A 19,825-nucleotide genomic window follows, 5' to 3' on the forward strand; every position below is an offset into this window, starting at 1 on the left:
CCGCCCTAGAATAGAAGTATCGGGCGGCATTTCCCGGCACAATCGTGGAATGCCGCAGCGTGAAGTACCGCCGCTGAGGCTGTTACAAGGCAAATACCAGGCGAGCACCCGGTAAACGTCAGGTGATTGCTCCGGTTGCCTCTACGGCACCTCCTCTCTTGGACCATTGCGCCCGTGCGCCTGAAAGGCTCGACATGACTACCGCACTCGATCAACTCAAGCAATACACGACCGTGGTTGCCGATACCGGTGACTTCCAGCAGCTCGCCCAGTACAAACCGCGAGACGCGACCACCAACCCGTCGCTGATCCTGAAGGCCGTTCAAAAGGACGACTACCGTCCGCTGCTCGAAAAAACCGTGCGCGATCACGCGTCGAAGCCGGTGGGCGCGATCATCGACCACCTGCTGATCGCCTTCGGCACCGAAATCCTCAAGATCATTCCGGGCCGCGTGTCGACCGAAGTCGACGCGCGCCTGTCGTTCGACATCAAGGGCTCGATCGCCAAGGGTCACGAGCTGATCAAGCTGTACGAAGCGGCCGGCATTGGCCGCGAACGGATTCTGATCAAGCTCGCGTCCACCTGGGAAGGCGTTCGCGCGGCCGAGCAACTGCAGAAGGACGGCATCCACTGCAACATGACGCTGCTGTTCTCGCTCGCCCAGGCCGCCGCCTGCGCGGAAGCAGGCGCGCAGCTGATCTCGCCGTTCGTGGGCCGGATTTACGACTGGTACAAGAAGAACGCCGGCAGCGCGTGGGACGAGGCGAAGGACGGCGGCGCCAATGATCCGGGCGTGCAGTCGGTGCGCCGTATCTACGCGTACTACAAGAAGTTCGGCTACAAGACCGAGGTGATGGGTGCGAGCTTCCGCACCCCGGGCCAGATTCTCGAACTGGCGGGCTGCGACCTGCTGACCATCAGTCCCGATCTGCTGCAAAAACTGCAGGACAGCACGGACAAGGTGGAGCGCAAGCTGTCGCCGGACATGGGTCAGGGCGCGAATATCGAGCGCGTGCCGGTCGACGAGTCGTCATTCCGCTTCCTCGTCAACGACGAGGCAATGGCGACAGAAAAGCTTGCTGAAGGCATTCGCGCGTTCGCCGCGGACGCGGTCAAGCTGGAAAAGCTGATCGAAGGCCTGCGCTAAGCGCGCCGTGTGGTGGCGGCGCGGGCGTCACGGCCGCGCGCCACTGTCACGGAAGCTTCACCGGCCATGTGACCGGGTTTCACAATCGGCGCCGCAGCAGACGACTACAATCGTCCGTTGCGGCGTCTTGCATTGCGCGACCGCCGGGCGATACGCCGCCGCACAAGCGAAAACTCATGGGAGACGATCATGCATATTCAGCCATACGTATTCTTCGACGGCCAGTGTGAAGAGGCGCTGCGCTTTTACGGCGAGAAGCTTGGCGCCCAGGTGCTGTTCCAGATGCGTTACAAGGATGCGCCGCCGGACACCGGGCGCGAGGCCGATCCGAAGACGGACGACATGATCATGCACGCGTCGGTCAAGTTCGGCGAGGCCATCGTGATGATGTCGGATGACTGCATGAGCGAAAGCGTCACCCACACCGGTTTCAACCTGTCGCTGCACGCCGACAATGCCGCCGACGCCGAGAAATACTTCAACGCGCTCGCCGAGGGCGGCCAGATCAGACTACCGTTTCAAGCCACGTTCTGGAGCAAGGGCTTCGGCATGCTGACCGACCGCTTTGGGATCGGCTGGATGGTCTCCGTTCCGGAAGAACACTGAATCCGCGGCGCATCGCCGGAATGTCACAGCGGCATGGCGGCGGAGTCTGCGCGGTCATGAGGGCGCTCGATATTCCATTGCGGCTCGGTCTCGAGCAGCATCGCCCGTAAGCGCTCGACCTGCTCGACCACCCGCTGGCCCAGCCAGAACGGCCCCTGTAACTCCGGGGCCAGAAGCTGGGGCGACGTGGCGTCGGGCGGGCATACCACCGGCGTTTGCGGAATGCGAAAGCGCGTCGTGCCGCCGAAGCGCAGACCGCGCGCCATCATCAGCAGCGTGCCGCGCACTGCGCGCGCCTCCGTTCCGCACTGCTGGGCGAAGGCGGCACGCGCGGCCGCATCGGCCTGCGTCAGGGCGCCGCCAGCCATCAGTTCCAATGCACTCAACACCGAGCGGTGCACGCGCTGGATGTTCTCCAGCTGCGAGTGCGGCACTTCGATTTCCTTTGCCACGGAAGGCATCAGCGCACGCAGTTGAACGAGCCGAGCGTTCAGTTCGAGGAAGACCTTGATCTGCTCGTCCGGGTTGAACGGTGCACCGGTGAGCAGACGCGTGTAGATGCGCGCGCAGACGCGCAGATTGTCGGCAAGCAGATAGCGCCAGGAGTACGTGGCGTGCAGCGGCAGTGCAAACGAAAAGGCCAGCGCGATAACGATGCCGATCAGCACGTTCAAGGTGCGCCACAGACCGACGTCGAGCTGGTTGTCGCCGTGACCCGCGACGATGCACATTGTGATCGCCGTCAACAGTCCGATGTAGCCCGCCTTGCCGATGGCGTACCACGCGCAGACCGCTGCGACTATGGACATCAGCGTATAGGTGAGCATGAGCGAACCGATCAGGTTCTGCTGCACGATGAGCAGCAGTCCGATGGATGCGCCAAGCAGGGTCCCGGCGGCGCGCTCCGTGGACTTCTTACGGATGTTGCCGTGATGCTGCAAACCGCCGATCACCACCAGCAACGTCACCGACGACCAGATGCCATGCGGTATGTCGACGCCCGTGGTGGCCAGAATCGACACGAGCATCGCGAGACCGACACGCAGGCTGTGAAACAGCCTGGCGTGCCGGTAGCGATAGTACGGCGACGTGATCGCCCGCACCATGCGGCTGAACGCGGTGCGGCGCGGAGTCAGCGGATTGGAATCGGCAGAGGCCATAGTCGTCCGAAGCAAAAGACGCAGAGTGATGTTAGTTCCTGCATATGCTGCACCAAAAAGCAAAACGCCCGCAAATTTTTGCGGGCGTTCAGCTTGATCCGCCTGGCGCACTCACCAGGCGAACCAATCAGCTCTCCACCACGTCCAGATAATCTTCCGGGCGCGTGCGATCCTCGGAGTGCTTCATGCCGACGGCGCGCATCAGCAGGCTGACCACGACCGACACCGCCAGATTCACGATCAGCGACCACACCGCCGCATAGCCGGGAATCGCGAAGCCGAACAGATGGATCGTGAAGATCGAACCGGCCAGTTTCAGCGAAATCGCCATCCACGTGCCGGTCGCAATACCGACCGCCCAGCCGAGCAGCAGGCCGCGATAGTCGAGCATGCGTGTGTAAAGACCGAGCACGATCGCCGGCAGGGTCTGGATGATCCAGATGCCGCCCAGCAACTGCAGCTGGATGGCATACGTCAGCGGCAAACCGAGAATGAACGCCACCGCGCCGACCTTGACGATCAGCGAGACCAGCTTGGCGATGTTGGTCTCCTGCTCATGCGTCATGTGACGGTTGATGAACTCCTTATGGATGTTGCGCGTGTAGAGGTTAGCCGCCGCAATCGACATGATCGCGGCCGGCACCAGCGCGCCGATGCCGATTGCCGCAAACGCGACACCGACGAACCATGAAGGGAAGAAGTGCAGGAACAACGCCGGCACCGCGAAGTTCGGGCCAAACGCCTTGAAGTACGGCGCGTACTCCGGCATGTCCTTCACGCCCGCGGCCAGCGCCATGAAGCCGAGTAGCGCGAGCAGCCCGAGCACCAATGAATAAGCCGGCAACATGGCCATGTTGCGGCGTATCGTGTTGCCCGACTTCGAGGACAGCACAGCCGTGATCGAATGCGGATACAGAAACAGCGCGAGCGCCGAACCCACCGCGAGCGTCGCGTACGCGCTATAGCCGTTCAGGCTTCCTGCATCGGGCGCCTTCAGCAACAGCTTGGCTGGCGGCACGGCGCCGAAGATATGACCGAAGCCGCCCAGTTGCGGCGGAATCACGATGATCGCGGCCGCGATCGTCACGTAGATGAGCAGATCCTTGACGACCGCGATCATGGCCGGCGCGCGCAGGCCCGAGGTGTACGTGTACGCCGCGAGAATCGCGAAGGCGATGATGAGCGGCAGATCGCCGATAAAGCCGGTCGTATCGAAGCCGAGCGCGCCGATCACGACTTCGATGCCGACCAGTTGCAGCGCGATGTACGGCATGGTCGCAACGATGCCCGTCACCGCCACCGCGAGCGCGAGCATGCGGCTGCCGTAACGGGCGTTGACGAAGTCGGCGGAGGTGACATAGCCGTGACGTTTCGCAATGCTCCACAGTTTGGGGAATACGACGAACGCGAACGGATAGATCAGGATCGTATAGGGCAGCGCGAAGAATCCCGTGGCGCCGGCCCCGAACACGAGCGCCGGCACCGCCACGAACGTGTAGGCGGTATAGAGGTCGCCGCCCAGCAGAAACCATGTGACGATGGTGCCGAAGCGCCGGCCGCCCAGACCCCACTCTTCCAGATGGGCGAGATCGCCGCGCCGCCAGTGCGCGGCGATGAAACCGAGAATCGTGACGCCGATAAAGAACAGGACGAAGACAAAGGTGGCGACGGAATTCATTGCACGCCCCCTTGCGAGCGATCCGCTGAACGCCTCCTGGTCTTGAAGTAGACAAGCGCCGTGATGACCGCGCTGATCAGCACCCACAGCAACTGATACCAGTAGAAGAACGGGAATTCGAAAAGCTGCGGTTCGACCTTGTTGTATGACGGCACCCAGATCATTGCGATCCAGGGCAGCAACAGCAACCAGAGCCAGCGCTTGCTGGCCTTGTTCGCGTCGGCGTCTAGAGCCATGAGGTCTCCTCTTTCCTGTTCTTGAATTCTGTCCCGTGCGACGGGAGGTAGATACTGAAGCGGATTGGCCGGGGGCGCCCCAAAAGCACTGAAAGAGTATAGGAGTCGCGAACGGACGGTCAAGCAGGGACGACCCGAGGCAAAGGCGCACCGTCGAGGAGGCTTTGGAGAGTCGGTAGGGAGGGTCTGGAAGGCAGACGCCGCAAGGGTTTGCGGCAGGCGGAAAATTCTGCTGGAGTGCTCAGCAACGGTGCGGCAAGTTTGCGCCTCGCGCTCTCGTCAGCGGACCGGCTTGCGCCGCACCGGTCCGCCGATGTTGGCCGAGTGCCGGTCTAGATCGAGAACGAGCCGTCTTTCTGCCCGCTCGATTCCTGCAGACCCTTGATCCATTTGCGCGCCGGCAAGCCGAGTTGCGCTTCGATCAGCTTCGCGCGCGCCTGCAGCGTCGCGAACGGCACCTCGAGCGCCGGCCCCGAAAACGCGATCGCCACGCGGTTGCCGTCGTGCACTTCGGGCAGCGCAATCACGCGGCCATCAAAGGCTTCGTTCAGGCGCTTCATGTTGCGCACGAAGCTCGGATGATCGCCGAACAGATTCACCGTCACCACGCCCGCATCCGTCAGGCATGCACGCACCGCGCGGTAGAACGCCACGCTGTCGAGCACCGGGCCACGCGCGGTGGCATCGTAGACGTCGATCTGCAATGCGCCAATCGTGCCATGGTTGGCGCGGTCGTTGACGAAGTCCCATGCGTCGAGTTCATGCACGCTCAAACGGGCATCGTCAGGCGGCAGTTCGAACATCGTGCGCGCGGCGATGACGACGGCCGGATTGAGCTCGACGGCTTCGACCTGCGCGCGCTTCAGGAAACGATGCGCGAACTTGGTCAACGCCGCAGCGCCGAGGCCGAGTTGCACGATGCGTTTCGGCGTTTCGATGAACAGCAGCCAGGCCATCATCTGCTGCGCGTATTCGAGTTCGATGTGATCCGGCTTGCGCAGCCGCATCGCACCCTGCACCCATTCCGTACCGAAATGCAGATAGCGCACACCGCCCTCTTCCGAGAACGTCACCGGTGCAAAGCGCGGCTTGCGCGGCGCTTCGATTTGCGGCGCGTCGTCGAGGTCTTCGTCGCGCAGCGCGCGCTTGTTCGTGCGCGTCATTTTCTGTTTGCTGCCCGCGGATTCGGACGCGTTGTTGCGGAAAGCACGTGCCTCGGCGGAAGCGCGCTTGATCAGTTTCGTCATGTGAGGATGTCGCGCCAGAGACGCAATTTTTGGTCGAACGAGAGCATAGCATTCGCCGGACTCGACGAAGGCAATACGAGGGTGGCATAGCCGGCGGCGCTGATCACCGGAGCGAAGCGGCCGGCCGTCTTGCCGTTGAAGCAGACTTTGAGAAGCTGTGGCGCGTGGGCGCGCAGCGCGGCGAAATCATTGGGGGTGGCGTTGCGGATCGCGACATCGAGGCTGCCTTCGCGCTCGCAGGCGGCGAGCACGTCCCACACGCCGATGCCGTGTGCGAGCACGCGCAACAGGCGGTCTTCGTAGGCCAGTTCGTCGAGCGGTTCTGCAAGCACCGCGCCGAGCAAACGCCAGAACTGGTTGCGCGGATGCGCGTAATACTGCGTCGCCGCCAGCGACGCCTCGCCGGGAAAGCTGCCGAGGATCAAGGTATGCGTATCGCTCGCGACTACCGGTGGGAAACCGCGCAGCATCAGCGGTTCGCCTTGGGGTCCTGAGGCCGCTGTGCCGGCTCCCCATGTTGCTGGCCGCGCCCGGGGTGAGGCTCGCTCCGATGCGCCGGATGAGCCCGCGACGCGGTGTGCTCCAGCGACCGGCCATGTTCACGGCCGTGGGCGCGCGGCGGCTGGTGTTCGTGGACGGGCCGTTGGCCGTCCTCCGGGCTTGCAAGCGAAGCCGCTGCAAGATGCGTCCACAGCGCGGGCAACATGCATTCGCTGACCATCAGCGGTGCGCCATGGCGCTCGAACACCGAGCGGCGCGCGACGAGCGCATGCGGCGATGCGCCGCCGATCTCCCGCGCCGCCAGCCGGTACAGCGGATGCCGCGCCGTCAGGCGGCGGCTCACCAGTGCCGAGCGGGACACGCTGCTGTCGCTGTAAAGCAATTCAGCGAGCGGTCGCGTGCGCAAGCGCCGCATCGCCTGCCAGACACCGGCACTTGCCGTGAGCGGCGTAATACTGTGCGCCGCGACGAACGGCGTGCCGTCGACCGACAACACGACTTCACGGATCCACACGGGCGCGCGCGGCACGACGTCGAGCGCGGCGCACTCGTCGCTCCACGCTTCGGCGACGGCTTCGCGCGTGACGCGCACCGCGACCGCGCCGAGCACGCGCAGATGCGCGGTGAGCGAACCGCCGCGCGTGAGCCAGTCTTTCTGGTCGGGGGTAAGGCCGGGTAAGGGCGCGACGCGCCAGTGAGCGTCCGCGGCATCGAAACGGATAGGCATGGTGTCGGATTATAGCGGGCACGCGTAGGGATGCGCTGTCACGCTCGGCCCAGGCGCTCCCTGTGCGGCAGCGCGTTTGGCGACATGCGTAAATCCGCTCGCCGCTTTCAGACAGGTCCGATTCTCCTAAACCGCCCAGGCAAGCTAAAAGATTGCTGCTTTGCCAATGCGGCGATCTGCCCAGCACAAGTCATGGGCACGCCATCCAATCAGATATTCGAGGAGAAGAACACGATGAGAAAGTTCCTGCGTGCCACAACCTGCGCCACGGCCGTCCTGCTGATGGCCGGCTGCGCGTCGTCATTGAACCGCGCTAAAGAGACTTCGCTGAACGAGGCCGTCGGCATCGAAGTGAAACCCGTCGCCGATGGCGTGTCGGTCAAGCTGCCCGAAACGGCGCTGTTCGACTTCGGTAAGTCAGAAATCCGCCCCGATGCCATTGCCGTGATCAACCGTTCCGCGGTCTTGCTCAATCGCAGCAAGAAGCCGATCCTGGTGGAGGGCTACACCGACAACGTCGGCACGCTCGACTATAACCAGAAGCTTTCGGAAAACCGCGCGACGGCAGCCGGATATGCGCTGGTGGCGCGCGGCGTGGCCATGGATCGCATTCGCACCAAGGGCAACGCTTATAACAACCCGGTAGCCAGCAACGACACGCCGGAGGGGCGCGCGCTCAATCGCCGCACCGAAATCCTGGTGCGCGGCGAAACAATGGATACGTTGATGGGCCGCTGATACCTTCGGCGGATAGTGCAATGACAAACCGGGCTCCGGACGTGCCAAACAGGTCCGGAGCCCGGTGCGTTTGGCGGGCTGGCTCACTGTTGCGTCGCGCGCCCGACCGGTTGGCGAGAATCCCTAGAGCGTGTTGTCCGCGAACGCTCGCAACGAGGCTCGCACCTCGTCTAGCACCTCTTTCCAGCCACCCAACTCCCGCTGCCTGAACAGGCGCGCTGACGGATACCACGGACTGTCGCTACGGTCGATCATCCAGCGGAAGTCGGTACAAGCCGGCACCAGTATCCAGACCGGCCGCGCGGACGCACCCGCCAGATGCGCGACGGCCGAATCGACCGTGATCACCAGATCGAGCGTCTGAAGAATCGCCAGCGTATCGGCGAAGCTGTCGATCTCCGGGCCCAGCCGATGCATGTCGATCTCTGCAGGCAATGCCGCGGCTTCGTCCTGAGCGCGGCCCATCTGCAACGAAAACCATTGCACGCCGGACTGTGCGAGGACGGTCTGCCATGCGCCCAACGCAATCGAACGATAGCGGTCAAGTTCATAAGCAGGGTTGCCCGCCCATACGAGCCCGACCCGCTTCCGCCGCGCTCCGTTCGCTTCGGCTCCGGCAAGAGCATCCAGCCGGTTTTGCCAACGGCTCAGTCTGACGGGTTCCGCGCTCAGATAGGGCATGGCGACCGGCAGCATCGGCAGTGTCAGGTTCATGTGCTCCGGCATCCGCAGCATCCGGCACCAGAAGTCGTACGGTCCGGGCGGCTCGGTAGTCCACGCGGCATGCACGCCGGAGGCACCCCGAGCCAGCTCGCCCAATGGCGCTTCGACCCATACATCGACGAGCGCGCCTCGTCGATGCAGCCAGGCGGCGCCTCGCAGAAACTGGATCTGATCGCCCAGCCCCTGTTCGCCGATCAGCAAAAACCGGCAGCCGGCCACCGGCTCACCTTGCCACTCGGGGAAATTCGGGCGCACCAGATCGTGGTTTTCCGGCAGGGCTTCGTGCCAGCGATACTGCTTCCAGCCCCGCTCGTAATCGCCAAGACGCAAGTGCGACGCGGCAAGATTGAATTGCATGCGGGGCTCAGCCGGCAGGAGTTGCGCGGCTTCGACCGTATGCACGTGCATCTGTTCGAACTCGCCAAGCATGTTGAACGCGAACGACGCATTGTGATGCAGCCATGGGTTCCGCGGATCGACCGTGAGGCCCTGCCCGGCCACGCTGATGGCATCCCTGAAGCGATGGATGCCGTTGAGGGCGAACGCGACCCGTTCGAGTGCAGCAGCGTCGTTCGCGAAGATCGCGCGCAGGTCAACCAGCATTTGATTGATTTGCGGCCCACGCCCAGCCTTCGACAAGGCCATGATGAGTTCGACCACGTCGGACGCGTGGCTCGCGTCGAGGGTCCACGCTTGCAGCCAATAGTCCGCCGCTGCGGATAACTGTCCGAGCTCAGTGCTGATTCTGGCCAACGCGCGCACCGCGTGATGCAGGCCCCGCTCGTGTTCAAGCGCCTTGAGGTAGTGAAGGCGCGCTTCGGCGAGACGGCCGGACAGACGCAAGCAATCGGCCAGGTTCCGCTGCAGGCTGGCGGTACTCCCTGCCAGTTCCAGCGCGCGGTAATAGAAGGCCTGCGCGGCCACCCCGTCCCCTTCGGTCGCGGCCAGAATGCCGCGATGCTCCCAGAGATCGGCCCTTGCGGGCGCGGCAGTCAACGCCTGATCGAGATATTGCCGTGCCCGGTCAATCTGCCTCTCACGAAAACAGGCGATGCCCATGCGATGCAGCGCATCCGCATGCTGCGGTTGTTGCGCGAGCAACCGCTGATGCTCGCGCATCGCTTCGTGCGTCCGACCGGCGTTCAGCCAGGCGTCGGCGCGAGCCAACAGGTCTTGTGCGTCGTCCGGTGGAGAGGTGGGTAGAGCGCCAGGATCGTGCATCGATGGAATTCGACTACTGGTTGGGTTGGCCGGGAACGTCGGCGACATTCGACATTGGTGTGATCCCCACTAGCGGCGAGCGGCGCCCATCAACCTGAGGCGTGCCGCCACCCGCTCCACCACCGGCGCCCAATCACCCGGCCGCGGTTGCCGGTAGAGCTCGACCGAGTCATACCACGGCTGCTGCTCCTCGTTGCCCCAACACCAGTGCGAAACGTGATCGAGCATCGCCAGCACCGGGCGCCCCAACGCACCGCCCACATGCAGCGGCGCACTGTCGATGGTCAATACAGCGTCGAGCGCCGCGACATGGGCGGCCACGTCATCGAAGCCCGCTTCGTATTGCGCAGTCAGATCGCGTACGCGACACCCTTGTGCGGCGAGATAAGCCACGTCCGAACCGAAGCCCGGTGCAAGCGGATGAAATACCATATCGGGAAGCACAAAAACAGGCGCCAACGCCAGAAGCGGAATCGAACGTTTGGCGTCGCGGCGGTGGGTAGGACTGCCCCGCCAGGCAAGTCCGATGTGTAGCGCGCTCGCATCGGCCGCCGCCGGCTTCACTTTCAGCCGCCACGCTTCGGTTCGTTGAGCATCCACATGCAGATACGCCCAGCCGCGCACCTGCTCCGGCTGCAGGTCGAGCATATACGGCACACTCATCATCGGCAGAGCGAAATCGGGTTTGCCGAACGAACCGTCTTCAAGCGACACGCAATCGGCATAAAACCGCGCAAATAGTGGCTGCAACGCTTGACGCACAGCCAGCACCAGGCGGCCGCCCTCGTCGTGCACACGCGCCGCCAGTTCCGGCAGGAAACGCACCATCTGGATGTCGTCGCCGCTACCCTGCTCGCTGTGCACCACGAGCGTCTTGCCCGCCAGCGCTTCGCCGCGCCAGCGCGGACACAGTTTCGCCATGACGGAGATGACGTTGTTCGCTTCGCGGTCATCGCGCTTGAGCCGCGCTTCGAAGCGCGGCCAACCCGTCGTCCATTCGTTGCGCCGCAATTCGAGGTTGGCCAGGTCGATGGCTGCCTCGGTGGTCTCGGGATTGATGGCCAGCGCGGCATGCAGCACTGCTTCGCTTTCGTCGTAGCGCGCCTGTTCGGCGAGATACTGGCCGATCGCGCTCATCACCGCGGGATTGCCGGGTGCCGCGGCATCGACGGCGCGCATGGTCGCCTCGGCTGCAGCGGCGTGGTTGCACTGCCATTGCGCGTGGCTCAATTGCCATGCCATTTCGGAGTCGGCCGGATTCTTCGCGAGAGCCTCACGGCAGACGCGCTCGACGGCATCCCAATCGCCCATTTCGCGATGCGTCAGCACCAGTTGCAGCGGCAGTGCCGGATGAATGGCCGGATCGAGCGCATACGCACGTGCCAACGCCTCGCGCCGCTCGACCTTCGCTTGCGCGCCCGGGACGGACGCCAATGCGACCGCGAGCCACCACGGCGCACGCGCGTCGTGCGGTGCGTGCTGCGCATACGCACGCAGCATGTGTGCCGCTGCCGAGTGCGCCCCGCACCGATCGATCAGCCAGACAATCCACTCGAGGGTCATCTTCTCGGCTTGCGCCGCCACGGCCAGCGCACTGTGGTGCTTCGCGACGTCGTGCGCGCCGAGCGCATCGGCAAACAGCGCGAGCCGTGCATAACGGCCGCCGCTCACGGTCTCACCCTGCGCCAATGACGCACTGTGATAAGCCTGCTCGAAATGCCCCGCGATCGCGCACAGATCGGCGTGAATCTGCGGCGTGACGCCGTGGTTGACCAGCTCGACGGCGCGGACTTGCGCTGCGTCGAAGCCTTGTTCGCGCAGTACCGACCAAACTACGTGGACAGGATCGGCGAGCGTGGCGGAGTGGTTTTCGGACATGAGAAAAATCAGGAAGTGACGAGATGAAGTCCGGGGCCGGACCGGCACAGAATAGGACGGATTCGCACGGCTTCATCTCATATTCAAATCTTGAAATAACCTCGTTGATAATATTTAGTTAGTAAACCATACTGATTTTTCGTTTGGCCGAACGAATCCACCTCTTAAGCCGTTTTAAGAAGATTCAAAAAGGAGCAGGAATTGAACAAGAATGGAAAAGAAACATCCGACCGCATTGCCCATCTGGCCGCACTCGTGCTCGCGCGGCACGCCTCCTCGCATCTGGAGAAGGAACTGGCTGGCTCGGCGCTCGCGCAGCATCACACGGCGAGGCACACCAGCGCCGCGATTGGCAGCCTCGCGGCAAAGGTACTGGCCGATCATGAGGCTTGCGTCGAGGCGAAGGAGCTAGCGGGCTCGGTGCTCTCGCAGGTACGGCAACACGCCAGCGTGGCTGCTCACGCCGGCTGAACAGCGGCGCTAGCGCGATGCAACGCAACGCAACGCAACGCAACGCAACGCATCGCACATTAACCATGGCAAAAAAAATGCGCTGCCGAAGCAGCGCATTTTTGCAACTCACTGAGGGCTGCAGAACCGCCCTCTCAAACTCACCCGGCACGCGCCAGCAACAACGCGTTGGTCCGCTTGACGAAGCTCGCCGGATCTTCCAGCGCGCCGCCTTCCGCGAGCAACGCCTGATCGAACAACAGGTGGCACCAGTCGTCGAAGTTCGCGCTGTCCGCATGCAAACCCTTCACCAGCGCGTGTTCCGGATTCACCTCCAGAATCGGATGGAACGACGGCGCCTGCTGGCCAGCCGCCTTCAGCATGCGTTGCAGGTAGCCGCTCATGTCGCCGTCATCCGCAACCAGGCACGAAGGCGAATCCGTCAGACGGAACGTCAGACGCACGTCCTTTGCCTTGTCCTTGAGCGCTTCCTTCATCTTCTCGACGAGCGGCTTCAGTTCCTCGCTGACCTTCTCCTGCGCCTGCTTTTCTTCGTCGTTCAGCGCGCCGAGGTCCAGATCGCCGCGTGCGACGCTCTGCAGCGGCTTACCGTCGAACTCGGTCAGGAACGACAGCATCCATTCGTCGACGCGATCGGTCAGCAGCAACACTTCCACGCCCTTCTTGCGGAACACTTCCAGATGCGGGCTATGGGTCGCGGCCTGCCAGGTGTCGGCCGTCACGTAATAGATCTTGGTCTGCTCGGGCTTCATGCGCGCGACGTAGTCCGCCAGCGACACGGTCTGCTCCGGCGACTCGTTGTGCGTCGACGCAAAGCGGATCAGCTTGGCGATCCGGTCCTTGTTGGCAAAGTCTTCGCCCACGCCCTCTTTCAGCGCCTGCCCGAATTCTTTCCAGAACGTCGCGTACTTTTCCTTTTCCGCGGCGTCGTCGGAATTCGCCAGTTCTTCCAGCATCGACAGCGAACGCTTGGTCACGCCTTCGCGAATCGCCTTCACATCGCGGCTTTCCTGCAGGATTTCGCGCGACACGTTCAAAGGCAGATCGCTCGAATCCACCACGCCCTTCACGAAACGCAGATACGTGGGCAGCAGTTGCTCGGCGTCGTCCATGATGAACACGCGCTTCACATACAGCTTCAGGCCGCTGCGATGATCGCGGTTCCACATGTCGAACGGCGCTGCGCCCGGCACGTACAGCAATTGCGTGTACTCGCTTCGGCCTTCGACCCGGTTATGCGTCCACGTCAGCGGATCCTGATGATCGTGCGACAGGTGTTGATAGAACTGCTTGTATTGCTCGTCGGTGATCTCGTTCTTGGGACGGGTCCACAGCGCGCTCGCCTGGTTGACGGTCTCGTCTTCGTCTTTCGTGACCATCTCGCTCTTTTCCGCGTCCCATTCTTCCTTCTGCATGAGGATGGGCAATGCGACGTGGTCCGAGTACTTCTGGATGATCGATTTCAGCCGGTGCGACGACAGCAGTTCGTCTTCGTCCGCGCGCAGATGCAGCGTGATGGTCGTGCCGCGTTGCGCGCGCTCGATGGTCTCCACCGCGAAATCGCCCTCGCCCGCGCTTTCCCAGCGCACGCCTTCCGCAGCCGGCAGACCGGCGCGGCGCGTTTCGACGGTGATCTTGTCCGCGACGATGAAGCCCGAGTAAAAGCCCACACCGAACTGGCCGATCAGCGCCGCATCCTTCTGCTGGTCGCCGGAGAGCTTGCCGAAGAATTCCTTGGTGCCCGAGCGAGCGATCGTGCCGAGATGCGACACCGCTTCATCGCGGCTCATGCCAATGCCGTTGTCGTCAACCGTAATGGTGCGCGCGGCCTTGTCGTACGAGATGCGAATCCGCAGATTCGAATCGTTCTCGTACAGCGCGCTGTTTTCGATCGCTTCGAAGCGCAGCTTGTCGGCGGCATCCGAAGCGTTCGAGATCAGTTCGCGCAGAAAAATCTCCTTGTTGCTGTACAGCGAATGGATCATCAGTTGCAGAAGCTGCTTCACTTCTGCCTGAAAGCTCATGGTTTCTTGTGCCATGGTCGGACTTCCTCTCTGTTTGTAGCGGTTGATTCAGTTCAGCGCGTGACCGGCGGCGCCCGGCCGCGCGGCGCGTCGGGGGCTAGTTGGGTACTATCGCAGCCATTTCAAGAGGCGCGCCGTGCGACACCGTCCAGATAGCGGCACAGAAACGCCGGCAGCGCCGGATCGCCGCAATTGGCGACGTTAAAGCGCGTCCAGCTCGACGGCGACTGCTGCGGCGAAAACAGGCTGCCCGGCGTCAGCAGAAAGCCGGCCTCGTGGCCGGCCGCCGCCAGCACGTCCGAATCGACCCCCGTATCGGCCCACAGGAACATGCCCGCGCCCGGTGTCTGAAACAGCCTCAGACCGGTCTTTTCGAGCATCCGCGCACTTTTGTCCCGCACCCCGTCGAGGCGTGCGCGCAACCGTTCGACGTGGCGCCGGTAGTGGCCTTCGGTGAGGATCTTGTACAGCACGCGCTCGTTCAGCTCGGGACTCGTCATGCCGACCAGCATCTTCTGATCCGCGACGGCCTTCGCCAGTTCGGCCGCGCAGGCGATAAACCCGACGCGCAGATTCGGCGCCAGCGTCTTCGAAAAGCTGCCGAGGTAGATCACGCGCTTCAGCTGGTCGAGGCTCGCGAGGCGCGTGGCCGGATAGCCCGGCGGACACAGATCGCCGTAGACGTCGTCTTCGACGACGATGAAATCGTATTCTTCCGCGAGGCGCAGGATGCGAAACGCCTGCGCGGCGGTAAGCGAGGTGCCGGTCGGGTTTTGCAGCACCGAGTTGATCACGAGCATCTTCGGCCGCCACGTCTGCACCAGCGTTTCGAGCGCATCCAGGTCCGGACCGTCCGCCGTGTACGGCATGCCGACCAGACGCGCGCCCTGCGACGCGAAACGCCCGAACATCTGAAACCAGGCCGGATCGCCGACGATGACGGCGTCGCCCGACTGCACAAAAATGCGCGCGATCAGGTCGATGGCCTGGGTGATCCCCGAGGTCATCACGATGTGCTCCGGCGAAGCGCCGATTTCCAGCTCTTCGAGGCGCGTCTGCAATTGCTGGCGCAACGGCAGAAACCCCTGCGGCGTGCCGAACCCGAGCATCTGCGCCCCGCTTTGCCGGCCGAGCGTGCGCAGCGCGCCGGTGATCAGATCGCCGTCGAGCCAGCGGCTTGGCAGATAACCGAGGCCAGGCCCGCGCTCCGGCCGCGCCGAGGTCTGCAGCATGTTGCGCAGCAGCCAGACCACGTCGATGGGGCTCGAACCGGGTACGGCTTCCGCGCTCGCGCGGCGCTCGCCGGGCATCGGCGCGGCGAGCCGCTCGCGCACGTAAAAGCCCGAGCCGCGCCGCGAATCCAGAAAGCCTTGCGCCACCAGCCGCTCGTACGCTTCGACCACCGTGAAGCGCGATACGCCTTTATCCAGCGCGAGCTTGCGGATGGACGGCATGCGCATGCCCGCCCGAAACACGCGTTCTTCGATACGGCGGCGCGCCCACTGGACGAGCTGATCCACGAGCGTCAGCGCGGACGCGTCGTGCGGGGCGGGAATCTGGTCGAGCGGGACGGACATCGGGCCTCCAACTGTACCGAACACTATCGGGACGATTGTACCGTTACTGTGCTGGCGCACGGCGTTACATTCGATTTGGACGAGTGTTTGGGGAAAGCCGGCATCAGGATTTACGGCGCCCATGGCCCAGCGGCGCGGCGAACGGTTATGCTAACGGCCCCGGCACGCCGCCCCTGCGGCGGTGTTGCCAGATCCCCGCAGAAACCGTTCTCGCTATTCGCCGCCATGACTGCCCATACGCTCCGTCTCGACCACCTTGTGATTTCCGCCCGCACACTCGACGAGGGCAGCCAGTACGTCGCCGACACGCTCGGCGTGGCGCCGGCCGGCGGCGGCGCGCATCCGTTGATGCGCACCCACAACCGGCTGCTGAACCTGTGGGGCGGCGTGTATCTCGAAGTGATCGCGATCGATCCGCAAGCCGAGCAGCCCGCCAGCGGCGCAGAAGCACGCCCGCGCCTGTTCGCGCTGGACGCGCCGGCCACGCAGAAACGGCTGGAAAGCGGCCCGTATCTGTCGCACTGGGTGGCGCGGGTGGAACGTCCGAAGCATCTGCCGCGCTGGCAAGCCCAGTATCCGCAGCGGATTGCGCCGGTTGTGCCGATGACCCGCGGCGATTTCACATGGGGCCTGACGGTGCCGGACGACGGCGCGTTTCCGGCCTGGCAAGGCGTCGGCGACGGTCTGGTGCCGACGCTGATCCAGTGGGACACGCCGCTGCATCCGTCGGCGTTGCTGCCGGAAACGGGCCTGGCGCTGAAGTCGCTGAAGGCGTCGCACCCACAGGCGGAGACGCTGGAAACGCATCTGCGCTGGCTGGGCGCGGCGCATCTGCTCGAAGTCTTGCCGCAGGACGAAGCCGCGAGTGCTCCGGCGCTCGTCGCTGAGATTGAAACACCTGCCGGGCTGCGCATCCTTAAATAAGACTGCGCATGACTCGCCGCTGCAGGCGGAGATGCCAGGGTGAGCCGTTCCAACCCTGCGCACGGGGCGCGGTCGGGCGACTCGCGCCATAATGAAAGTTTTTGACGAATCTGCTCCAGCTACACCTGTCGAGGAAACCATGGATCAAAGCGACCTTCAAGCCCCCACGTGGCAACTGTCCGAACGCGCGCGCAAGCTCACCAGCTCGGCGATTCGGGAAATCCTGAAGGTCACCGAACGGCCGGAAGTCATCTCTTTTGCGGGTGGTCTGCCGTCCCCCGCGACATTCCCGGCTGAACGGATGCGCGAAGCCTCCGACCGGATCCTGCGCGATTCGCCCGCCGCCGCGCTGCAGTACAGCGCAACGGAAGGCTATCTGCCGCTGCGCGAATGGATCGCGGCGCGCTATTCGGTCAACGGCGCGACCATCCGCGCCTCGCAGGTCCTGATCACGACCGGCTCGCAGCAGGCGCTCGATCTGCTCGGCAAAGTGCTGGTCTGCCCGGACAGTCCGGTGCTGGTCGAAACGCCCACGTATCTTGGCGCGCTGCAGTCCTTCTCGATGTACGAGCCGCGTTACGTGCAGGTGCCGACCGACGACAACGGGCTGATTCCCGAAGCACTCACGCCCGAACTGACGGCGGGCGCGCGCCTGTTGTACGCGCAACCGAATTTCCAGAACCCGACCGGGCGCCGTCTGCCACTCGAACGCCGCCGCGCGCTGGCTGCGCTGGCTAAGACCGCGCCGTTTCCGATCATCGAAGACGACCCGTATGGCGCACTCGATTACGCAGGCGAACCGCTGCCGACCATGCTCTCGATGGCGCCGGATCACATCGTGCACCTCGGTTCGTTCTCAAAGGTGCTCGCACCGGGCCTGCGGGTGGGTTACATCATTGCGCCGGAAGAACTGATCTTCAAACTGGTGCAAGCCAAGCAGGCCACCGACCTGCACACGCCCAGCTTCACGCAGCGCATCGTGCACGAAGTGATCAAGGACGGCTTCCTCGACACGCACGTGCCGACCATTCGCGCGCTGTACCGCGATCAGTGCGCGGCCATGCTGTCCGCACTCGAACGTTTCATGCCGGAAGGCGTAAGCTGGAATCGTCCGGAAGGCGGCATGTTCGTGTGGGTGAAGCTGCCTGCGCAGATCGACAGCATGAAGCTACTCGAAGAAGCCGTTGCACAGAACGTCGCGTTCGTGCCGGGTGGTCCGTTCTACGCGAACGAAGCGCAACACAACACACTGCGCCTGTCGTTCGTCACGGTGCCGCCGGCGAAGATCGACGAAGGCGTGGCCCGTCTCGCGGATCTGCTTCGCGCCCGCGTTTGAGGGCGCGCCCCCTCTTTCCATCACTGACAAGGACACGTCATGGCTCAAGCTAATGTGTATGACAAGCTCAAGGAACTGGGCATCGAATTGCCCGCCGCCGGTGCACCCGCCGCGGCTTACGTAATGAGCGCGCAAAGCGGCAACACGGTGTATCTGTCGGGACACATTGCCAAGAAGGACGGCAAGGTATGGACAGGCAAGCTCGGCGCCAGCCTGAGCACCGACGAAGGCAAGGCGGCGGCCCGTTCGATCGCCATCGACCTGATGGCCACGCTGCACAATCACGTGGGCGACCTCAACCGTGTGACGCGCATCGTCAAACTGATGAGCCTCGTGAACTCGTCACTCGACTTCACCGAACAGCATATCGTCACCAACGGCGCGTCGGAGCTGATCGCGGATGTGTTCGGCGAGCGCGGCAAACATGCACGTTCGGCCTTCGGCGTCGCGCAGATTCCGCTTGGCGCATGTGTGGAGATCGAATTGATCGCGGAAGTCGAATAATACGGATGGACGCCGCGGCCGCCTGCTGCATGGGGCGCGCCGGCTGGACGGCCGACCCCAACGCGTCGTGAGGTGCCAGACCACCCTCGGCGCGTTTTGCTTTTTGGGCCGTGCCGGCCAGGGGCCCATAAACATGCTCGAAAAGTACCTGAAAATCATTGTGGCGCGATGGTTGGAAACCGGTTACCACAGTAGAATCAGCCGGTCCCGCTACCCGATTGGTCAATCCGCTCAATGTCCGCTCACACTGTCCGCTTCAAACAAGTCGACGTGTTCACCGCCGTGCCGTTCAAAGGCAACCCGCTTGCCGTGATATTCGACGCCGACGACCTCGACACCGCCCAGATGAAGGCGATTGCCCGCTGGACGAATCTGTCTGAGACCACGTTCCTCGTCAAAGCCACCGATCCGGCTGCGGACTATCGCGTCCGCATCTTTACGACGGAAGGCGAACTGCCGTTCGCAGGCCATCCGACGCTCGGCACTGCGCATGCATTGCTTGCAAGCGGCTATCAACCGAAAGTCCCCGGCAAGCTGATGCAGCAATGCGGTGCGGGTCTGGTGGAACTCAAGGCGCTGGATGGCGGCGCGTGGGCTTTCGCGGCACCGCGTGCGCGCGTCACGCCACTCCCGGCAGATCTGTACCCGGCACTCGCCGATGCATTGCGCACCGACGCCGTCGATTTCAGCGCACCGCCCTGCGGCATGGATAACGGCGCGCCGTGGCTCGTCGTGCGCGTGAACTCGGCCGCCGCCTGCCTCGCCATCGAACCGGATGCTGCAGCGCTCGCGCATATCGTGGAAGCAGTCGGCACGCATGGGCTGGCGGTCTATGGTCCGCATCCCGCTGACGGCCCCGCCACCTACGAGGTGCGCTGCCTGATGGTGGGCGGCAGTCTCGGTATCGGGGAAGACCCGGTGACCGGCAGCGCGAATGCCGCGCTCGCGGAACTGTTGAGCGCACAACAACGTCGCCCCGGGCTCGCTTACACCGCACGTCAGGGCACGGTCCTGGGCCGCGCGGGAAGCGTCTCAGTGGAGTATGACGACGCGGCCGGCAAGACGTGGATCGGTGGCTCGTCAGTGACAATTGTTGACGGCACATTTCGGCTGCCGTAACGAACAA

Annotated in this window: 18 protein-coding genes; 8 read left to right on the forward strand and 10 right to left on the reverse strand. The window is 63.7% G+C overall.

The genetic code is table 11. The features are described from left to right. Positions 1 to 194: 194 nt before the first annotated feature. The gene (tal, locus tag VGH41_RS10395) at positions 195 to 1,148 is read left to right on the forward strand and encodes a transaldolase (RefSeq protein WP_331597318.1); all 954 of its coding nucleotides are present in this window, start codon (positions 195 to 197) and stop codon (positions 1,146 to 1,148) included. A gap of 189 nt (positions 1,149 to 1,337) precedes the next feature. Further along, positions 1,338 to 1,754, forward strand: a complete 417-nt coding sequence (locus VGH41_RS10400; RefSeq protein ID WP_331597319.1) for a VOC family protein — start codon at positions 1,338 to 1,340, stop codon at positions 1,752 to 1,754. Between the two features lie 23 nt (positions 1,755 to 1,777). On the opposite strand, the gene VGH41_RS10405 is transcribed toward VGH41_RS10400, so the two are convergent. The 6 genes from VGH41_RS10405 to VGH41_RS10430 all read right to left on the reverse strand — a co-directional run bounded on the left by VGH41_RS10405 (position 1,778) and on the right by VGH41_RS10430 (position 7,303). After that, on the reverse strand, positions 1,778 to 2,914 hold the full coding sequence (locus VGH41_RS10405) for an FUSC family protein (RefSeq protein ID WP_331597320.1): 1,137 nt from the start codon (positions 2,912 to 2,914) through the stop codon (positions 1,778 to 1,780). A gap of 127 nt (positions 2,915 to 3,041) precedes the next feature. Then, entirely contained in the window at positions 3,042 to 4,592 is a 1,551-nt protein-coding gene (gene mctP / locus VGH41_RS10410) for a monocarboxylate uptake permease MctP (protein ID WP_331597321.1), read from the reverse strand. Beyond that, a complete protein-coding gene (locus VGH41_RS10415; protein ID WP_331597322.1) occupies positions 4,589 to 4,828 on the reverse strand; it encodes a DUF3311 domain-containing protein in 240 nt (79 codons plus the stop codon). Before VGH41_RS10415 ends, mctP begins: the two co-directional genes overlap by 4 nt. Positions 4,829 to 5,160: 332 nt before the next feature. Next, complete coding sequence (locus VGH41_RS10420; protein ID WP_331597323.1) at positions 5,161 to 6,075, reverse strand: spermidine synthase; 915 nt, start codon at positions 6,073 to 6,075, stop codon at positions 5,161 to 5,163. Continuing rightward, on the reverse strand, positions 6,072 to 6,545 hold the full coding sequence (locus tag VGH41_RS10425; protein ID WP_331597324.1) for a DNA-deoxyinosine glycosylase: 474 nt from the start codon (positions 6,543 to 6,545) through the stop codon (positions 6,072 to 6,074). Before VGH41_RS10425 ends, VGH41_RS10420 begins: the two co-directional genes overlap by 4 nt. Further along, positions 6,545 to 7,303, reverse strand: coding sequence for a chorismate--pyruvate lyase family protein (locus VGH41_RS10430; protein WP_331597325.1), 759 nt, complete (start codon positions 7,301 to 7,303; stop codon positions 6,545 to 6,547). The genes VGH41_RS10425 and VGH41_RS10430 overlap by 1 nt, the downstream gene beginning before the upstream one ends. Positions 7,304 to 7,495: 192 nt before the next feature. Here VGH41_RS10430 and VGH41_RS10435 point away from each other — a divergent pair, with 192 nt between their 5' ends. After that, positions 7,496 to 8,041 (forward strand): OmpA family protein, encoded by a 546-nt coding sequence (locus tag VGH41_RS10435; protein WP_414696631.1) that lies wholly within the window; start codon positions 7,496 to 7,498, stop codon positions 8,039 to 8,041. A gap of 123 nt (positions 8,042 to 8,164) precedes the next feature. On the opposite strand, the gene VGH41_RS10440 is transcribed toward VGH41_RS10435, so the two are convergent. Continuing rightward, positions 8,165 to 9,985 carry a tetratricopeptide repeat protein gene (locus VGH41_RS10440; protein WP_331597326.1) on the reverse strand — a complete coding sequence of 607 codons (1,821 nt, stop codon included), beginning with the start codon at positions 9,983 to 9,985 and terminating at the stop codon, positions 8,165 to 8,167. A 69-nt stretch (positions 9,986 to 10,054) separates the two neighbouring features. After that, positions 10,055 to 11,863 (reverse strand): tetratricopeptide repeat protein, encoded by a 1,809-nt coding sequence (locus tag VGH41_RS10445; protein WP_331597327.1) that lies wholly within the window; start codon positions 11,861 to 11,863, stop codon positions 10,055 to 10,057. A gap of 201 nt (positions 11,864 to 12,064) precedes the next feature. Between VGH41_RS10445 and VGH41_RS10450 the strand changes: the two genes are divergently transcribed. Then, on the forward strand, positions 12,065 to 12,334 hold the full coding sequence (locus tag VGH41_RS10450; RefSeq protein WP_331597328.1) for a hypothetical protein: 270 nt from the start codon (positions 12,065 to 12,067) through the stop codon (positions 12,332 to 12,334). Between the two features lie 140 nt (positions 12,335 to 12,474). Here VGH41_RS10450 and htpG read toward each other — a convergent pair whose 3' ends face one another. Both htpG and VGH41_RS10460 read right to left on the reverse strand, forming a co-directional pair. Then, positions 12,475 to 14,373 carry a molecular chaperone HtpG gene (htpG, locus tag VGH41_RS10455; protein ID WP_331597329.1) on the reverse strand — a complete coding sequence of 633 codons (1,899 nt, stop codon included), beginning with the start codon at positions 14,371 to 14,373 and terminating at the stop codon, positions 12,475 to 12,477. Positions 14,374 to 14,480: 107 nt separating this feature from the next. After that, positions 14,481 to 15,935 carry a PLP-dependent aminotransferase family protein gene (locus VGH41_RS10460; RefSeq protein WP_331597330.1) on the reverse strand — a complete coding sequence of 485 codons (1,455 nt, stop codon included), beginning with the start codon at positions 15,933 to 15,935 and terminating at the stop codon, positions 14,481 to 14,483. 225 nt (positions 15,936 to 16,160) lie between these two features. On the opposite strand from VGH41_RS10460, the gene VGH41_RS10465 reads away from it, so the two are divergent. The 4 genes from VGH41_RS10465 (at position 16,161) to VGH41_RS10480 (ending at position 19,818) form a co-directional block, all read left to right on the forward strand. Beyond that, positions 16,161 to 16,859 carry a VOC family protein gene (locus tag VGH41_RS10465; protein ID WP_331597331.1) on the forward strand — a complete coding sequence of 233 codons (699 nt, stop codon included), beginning with the start codon at positions 16,161 to 16,163 and terminating at the stop codon, positions 16,857 to 16,859. Between the two features lie 139 nt (positions 16,860 to 16,998). After that, positions 16,999 to 18,195, forward strand: coding sequence for a PLP-dependent aminotransferase family protein (locus VGH41_RS10470; protein WP_331597332.1), 1,197 nt, complete (start codon positions 16,999 to 17,001; stop codon positions 18,193 to 18,195). A 39-nt stretch (positions 18,196 to 18,234) separates the two neighbouring features. Then, positions 18,235 to 18,699 carry a RidA family protein gene (locus VGH41_RS10475; protein ID WP_331597333.1) on the forward strand — a complete coding sequence of 155 codons (465 nt, stop codon included), beginning with the start codon at positions 18,235 to 18,237 and terminating at the stop codon, positions 18,697 to 18,699. 234 nt (positions 18,700 to 18,933) lie between these two features. Beyond that, entirely contained in the window at positions 18,934 to 19,818 is an 885-nt protein-coding gene (locus VGH41_RS10480) for a PhzF family phenazine biosynthesis protein (protein WP_331597334.1), read from the forward strand. Positions 19,819 to 19,825 lie beyond the last annotated feature (7 nt).

Source organism: Paraburkholderia sp., from assembly GCF_036488795.1.
GTDB lineage: Bacteria > Pseudomonadota > Gammaproteobacteria > Burkholderiales > Burkholderiaceae > Paraburkholderia.

Bases quoted from the DNA above. Each gene is read 5' to 3' on its own strand.
- tal (WP_331597318.1), top strand. From the start codon at position 195: ATGACTACCGCACTCGATCAACTCAAGCAATACACGACCGTGGTTGCC.
- VGH41_RS10400 (WP_331597319.1), top strand. From the start codon at position 1,338: ATGCATATTCAGCCATACGTATTCTTCGACGGCCAGTGTGAAGAGGCG.
- VGH41_RS10405 (WP_331597320.1), bottom strand. From the start codon at position 2,914: ATGGCCTCTGCCGATTCCAATCCGCTGACTCCGCGCCGCACCGCGTTC.
- mctP (WP_331597321.1), bottom strand. From the start codon at position 4,592: ATGAATTCCGTCGCCACCTTTGTCTTCGTCCTGTTCTTTATCGGCGTC.
- VGH41_RS10415 (WP_331597322.1), bottom strand. From the start codon at position 4,828: ATGGCTCTAGACGCCGACGCGAACAAGGCCAGCAAGCGCTGGCTCTGG.
- VGH41_RS10420 (WP_331597323.1), bottom strand. From the start codon at position 6,075: ATGACGAAACTGATCAAGCGCGCTTCCGCCGAGGCACGTGCTTTCCGC.
- VGH41_RS10425 (WP_331597324.1), bottom strand. From the start codon at position 6,545: ATGCTGCGCGGTTTCCCACCGGTAGTCGCGAGCGATACGCATACCTTG.
- VGH41_RS10430 (WP_331597325.1), bottom strand. From the start codon at position 7,303: ATGCCTATCCGTTTCGATGCCGCGGACGCTCACTGGCGCGTCGCGCCC.
- VGH41_RS10435 (WP_414696631.1), top strand. From the start codon at position 7,496: ATGGGCACGCCATCCAATCAGATATTCGAGGAGAAGAACACGATGAGA.
- VGH41_RS10440 (WP_331597326.1), bottom strand. From the start codon at position 9,985: ATGCACGATCCTGGCGCTCTACCCACCTCTCCACCGGACGACGCACAA.
- VGH41_RS10445 (WP_331597327.1), bottom strand. From the start codon at position 11,863: ATGTCCGAAAACCACTCCGCCACGCTCGCCGATCCTGTCCACGTAGTT.
- htpG (WP_331597329.1), bottom strand. From the start codon at position 14,373: ATGGCACAAGAAACCATGAGCTTTCAGGCAGAAGTGAAGCAGCTTCTG.
- VGH41_RS10460 (WP_331597330.1), bottom strand. From the start codon at position 15,935: ATGTCCGTCCCGCTCGACCAGATTCCCGCCCCGCACGACGCGTCCGCG.
- VGH41_RS10465 (WP_331597331.1), top strand. From the start codon at position 16,161: ATGACTGCCCATACGCTCCGTCTCGACCACCTTGTGATTTCCGCCCGC.
- VGH41_RS10470 (WP_331597332.1), top strand. From the start codon at position 16,999: ATGGATCAAAGCGACCTTCAAGCCCCCACGTGGCAACTGTCCGAACGC.
- VGH41_RS10475 (WP_331597333.1), top strand. From the start codon at position 18,235: ATGGCTCAAGCTAATGTGTATGACAAGCTCAAGGAACTGGGCATCGAA.
- VGH41_RS10480 (WP_331597334.1), top strand. From the start codon at position 18,934: ATGTCCGCTCACACTGTCCGCTTCAAACAAGTCGACGTGTTCACCGCC.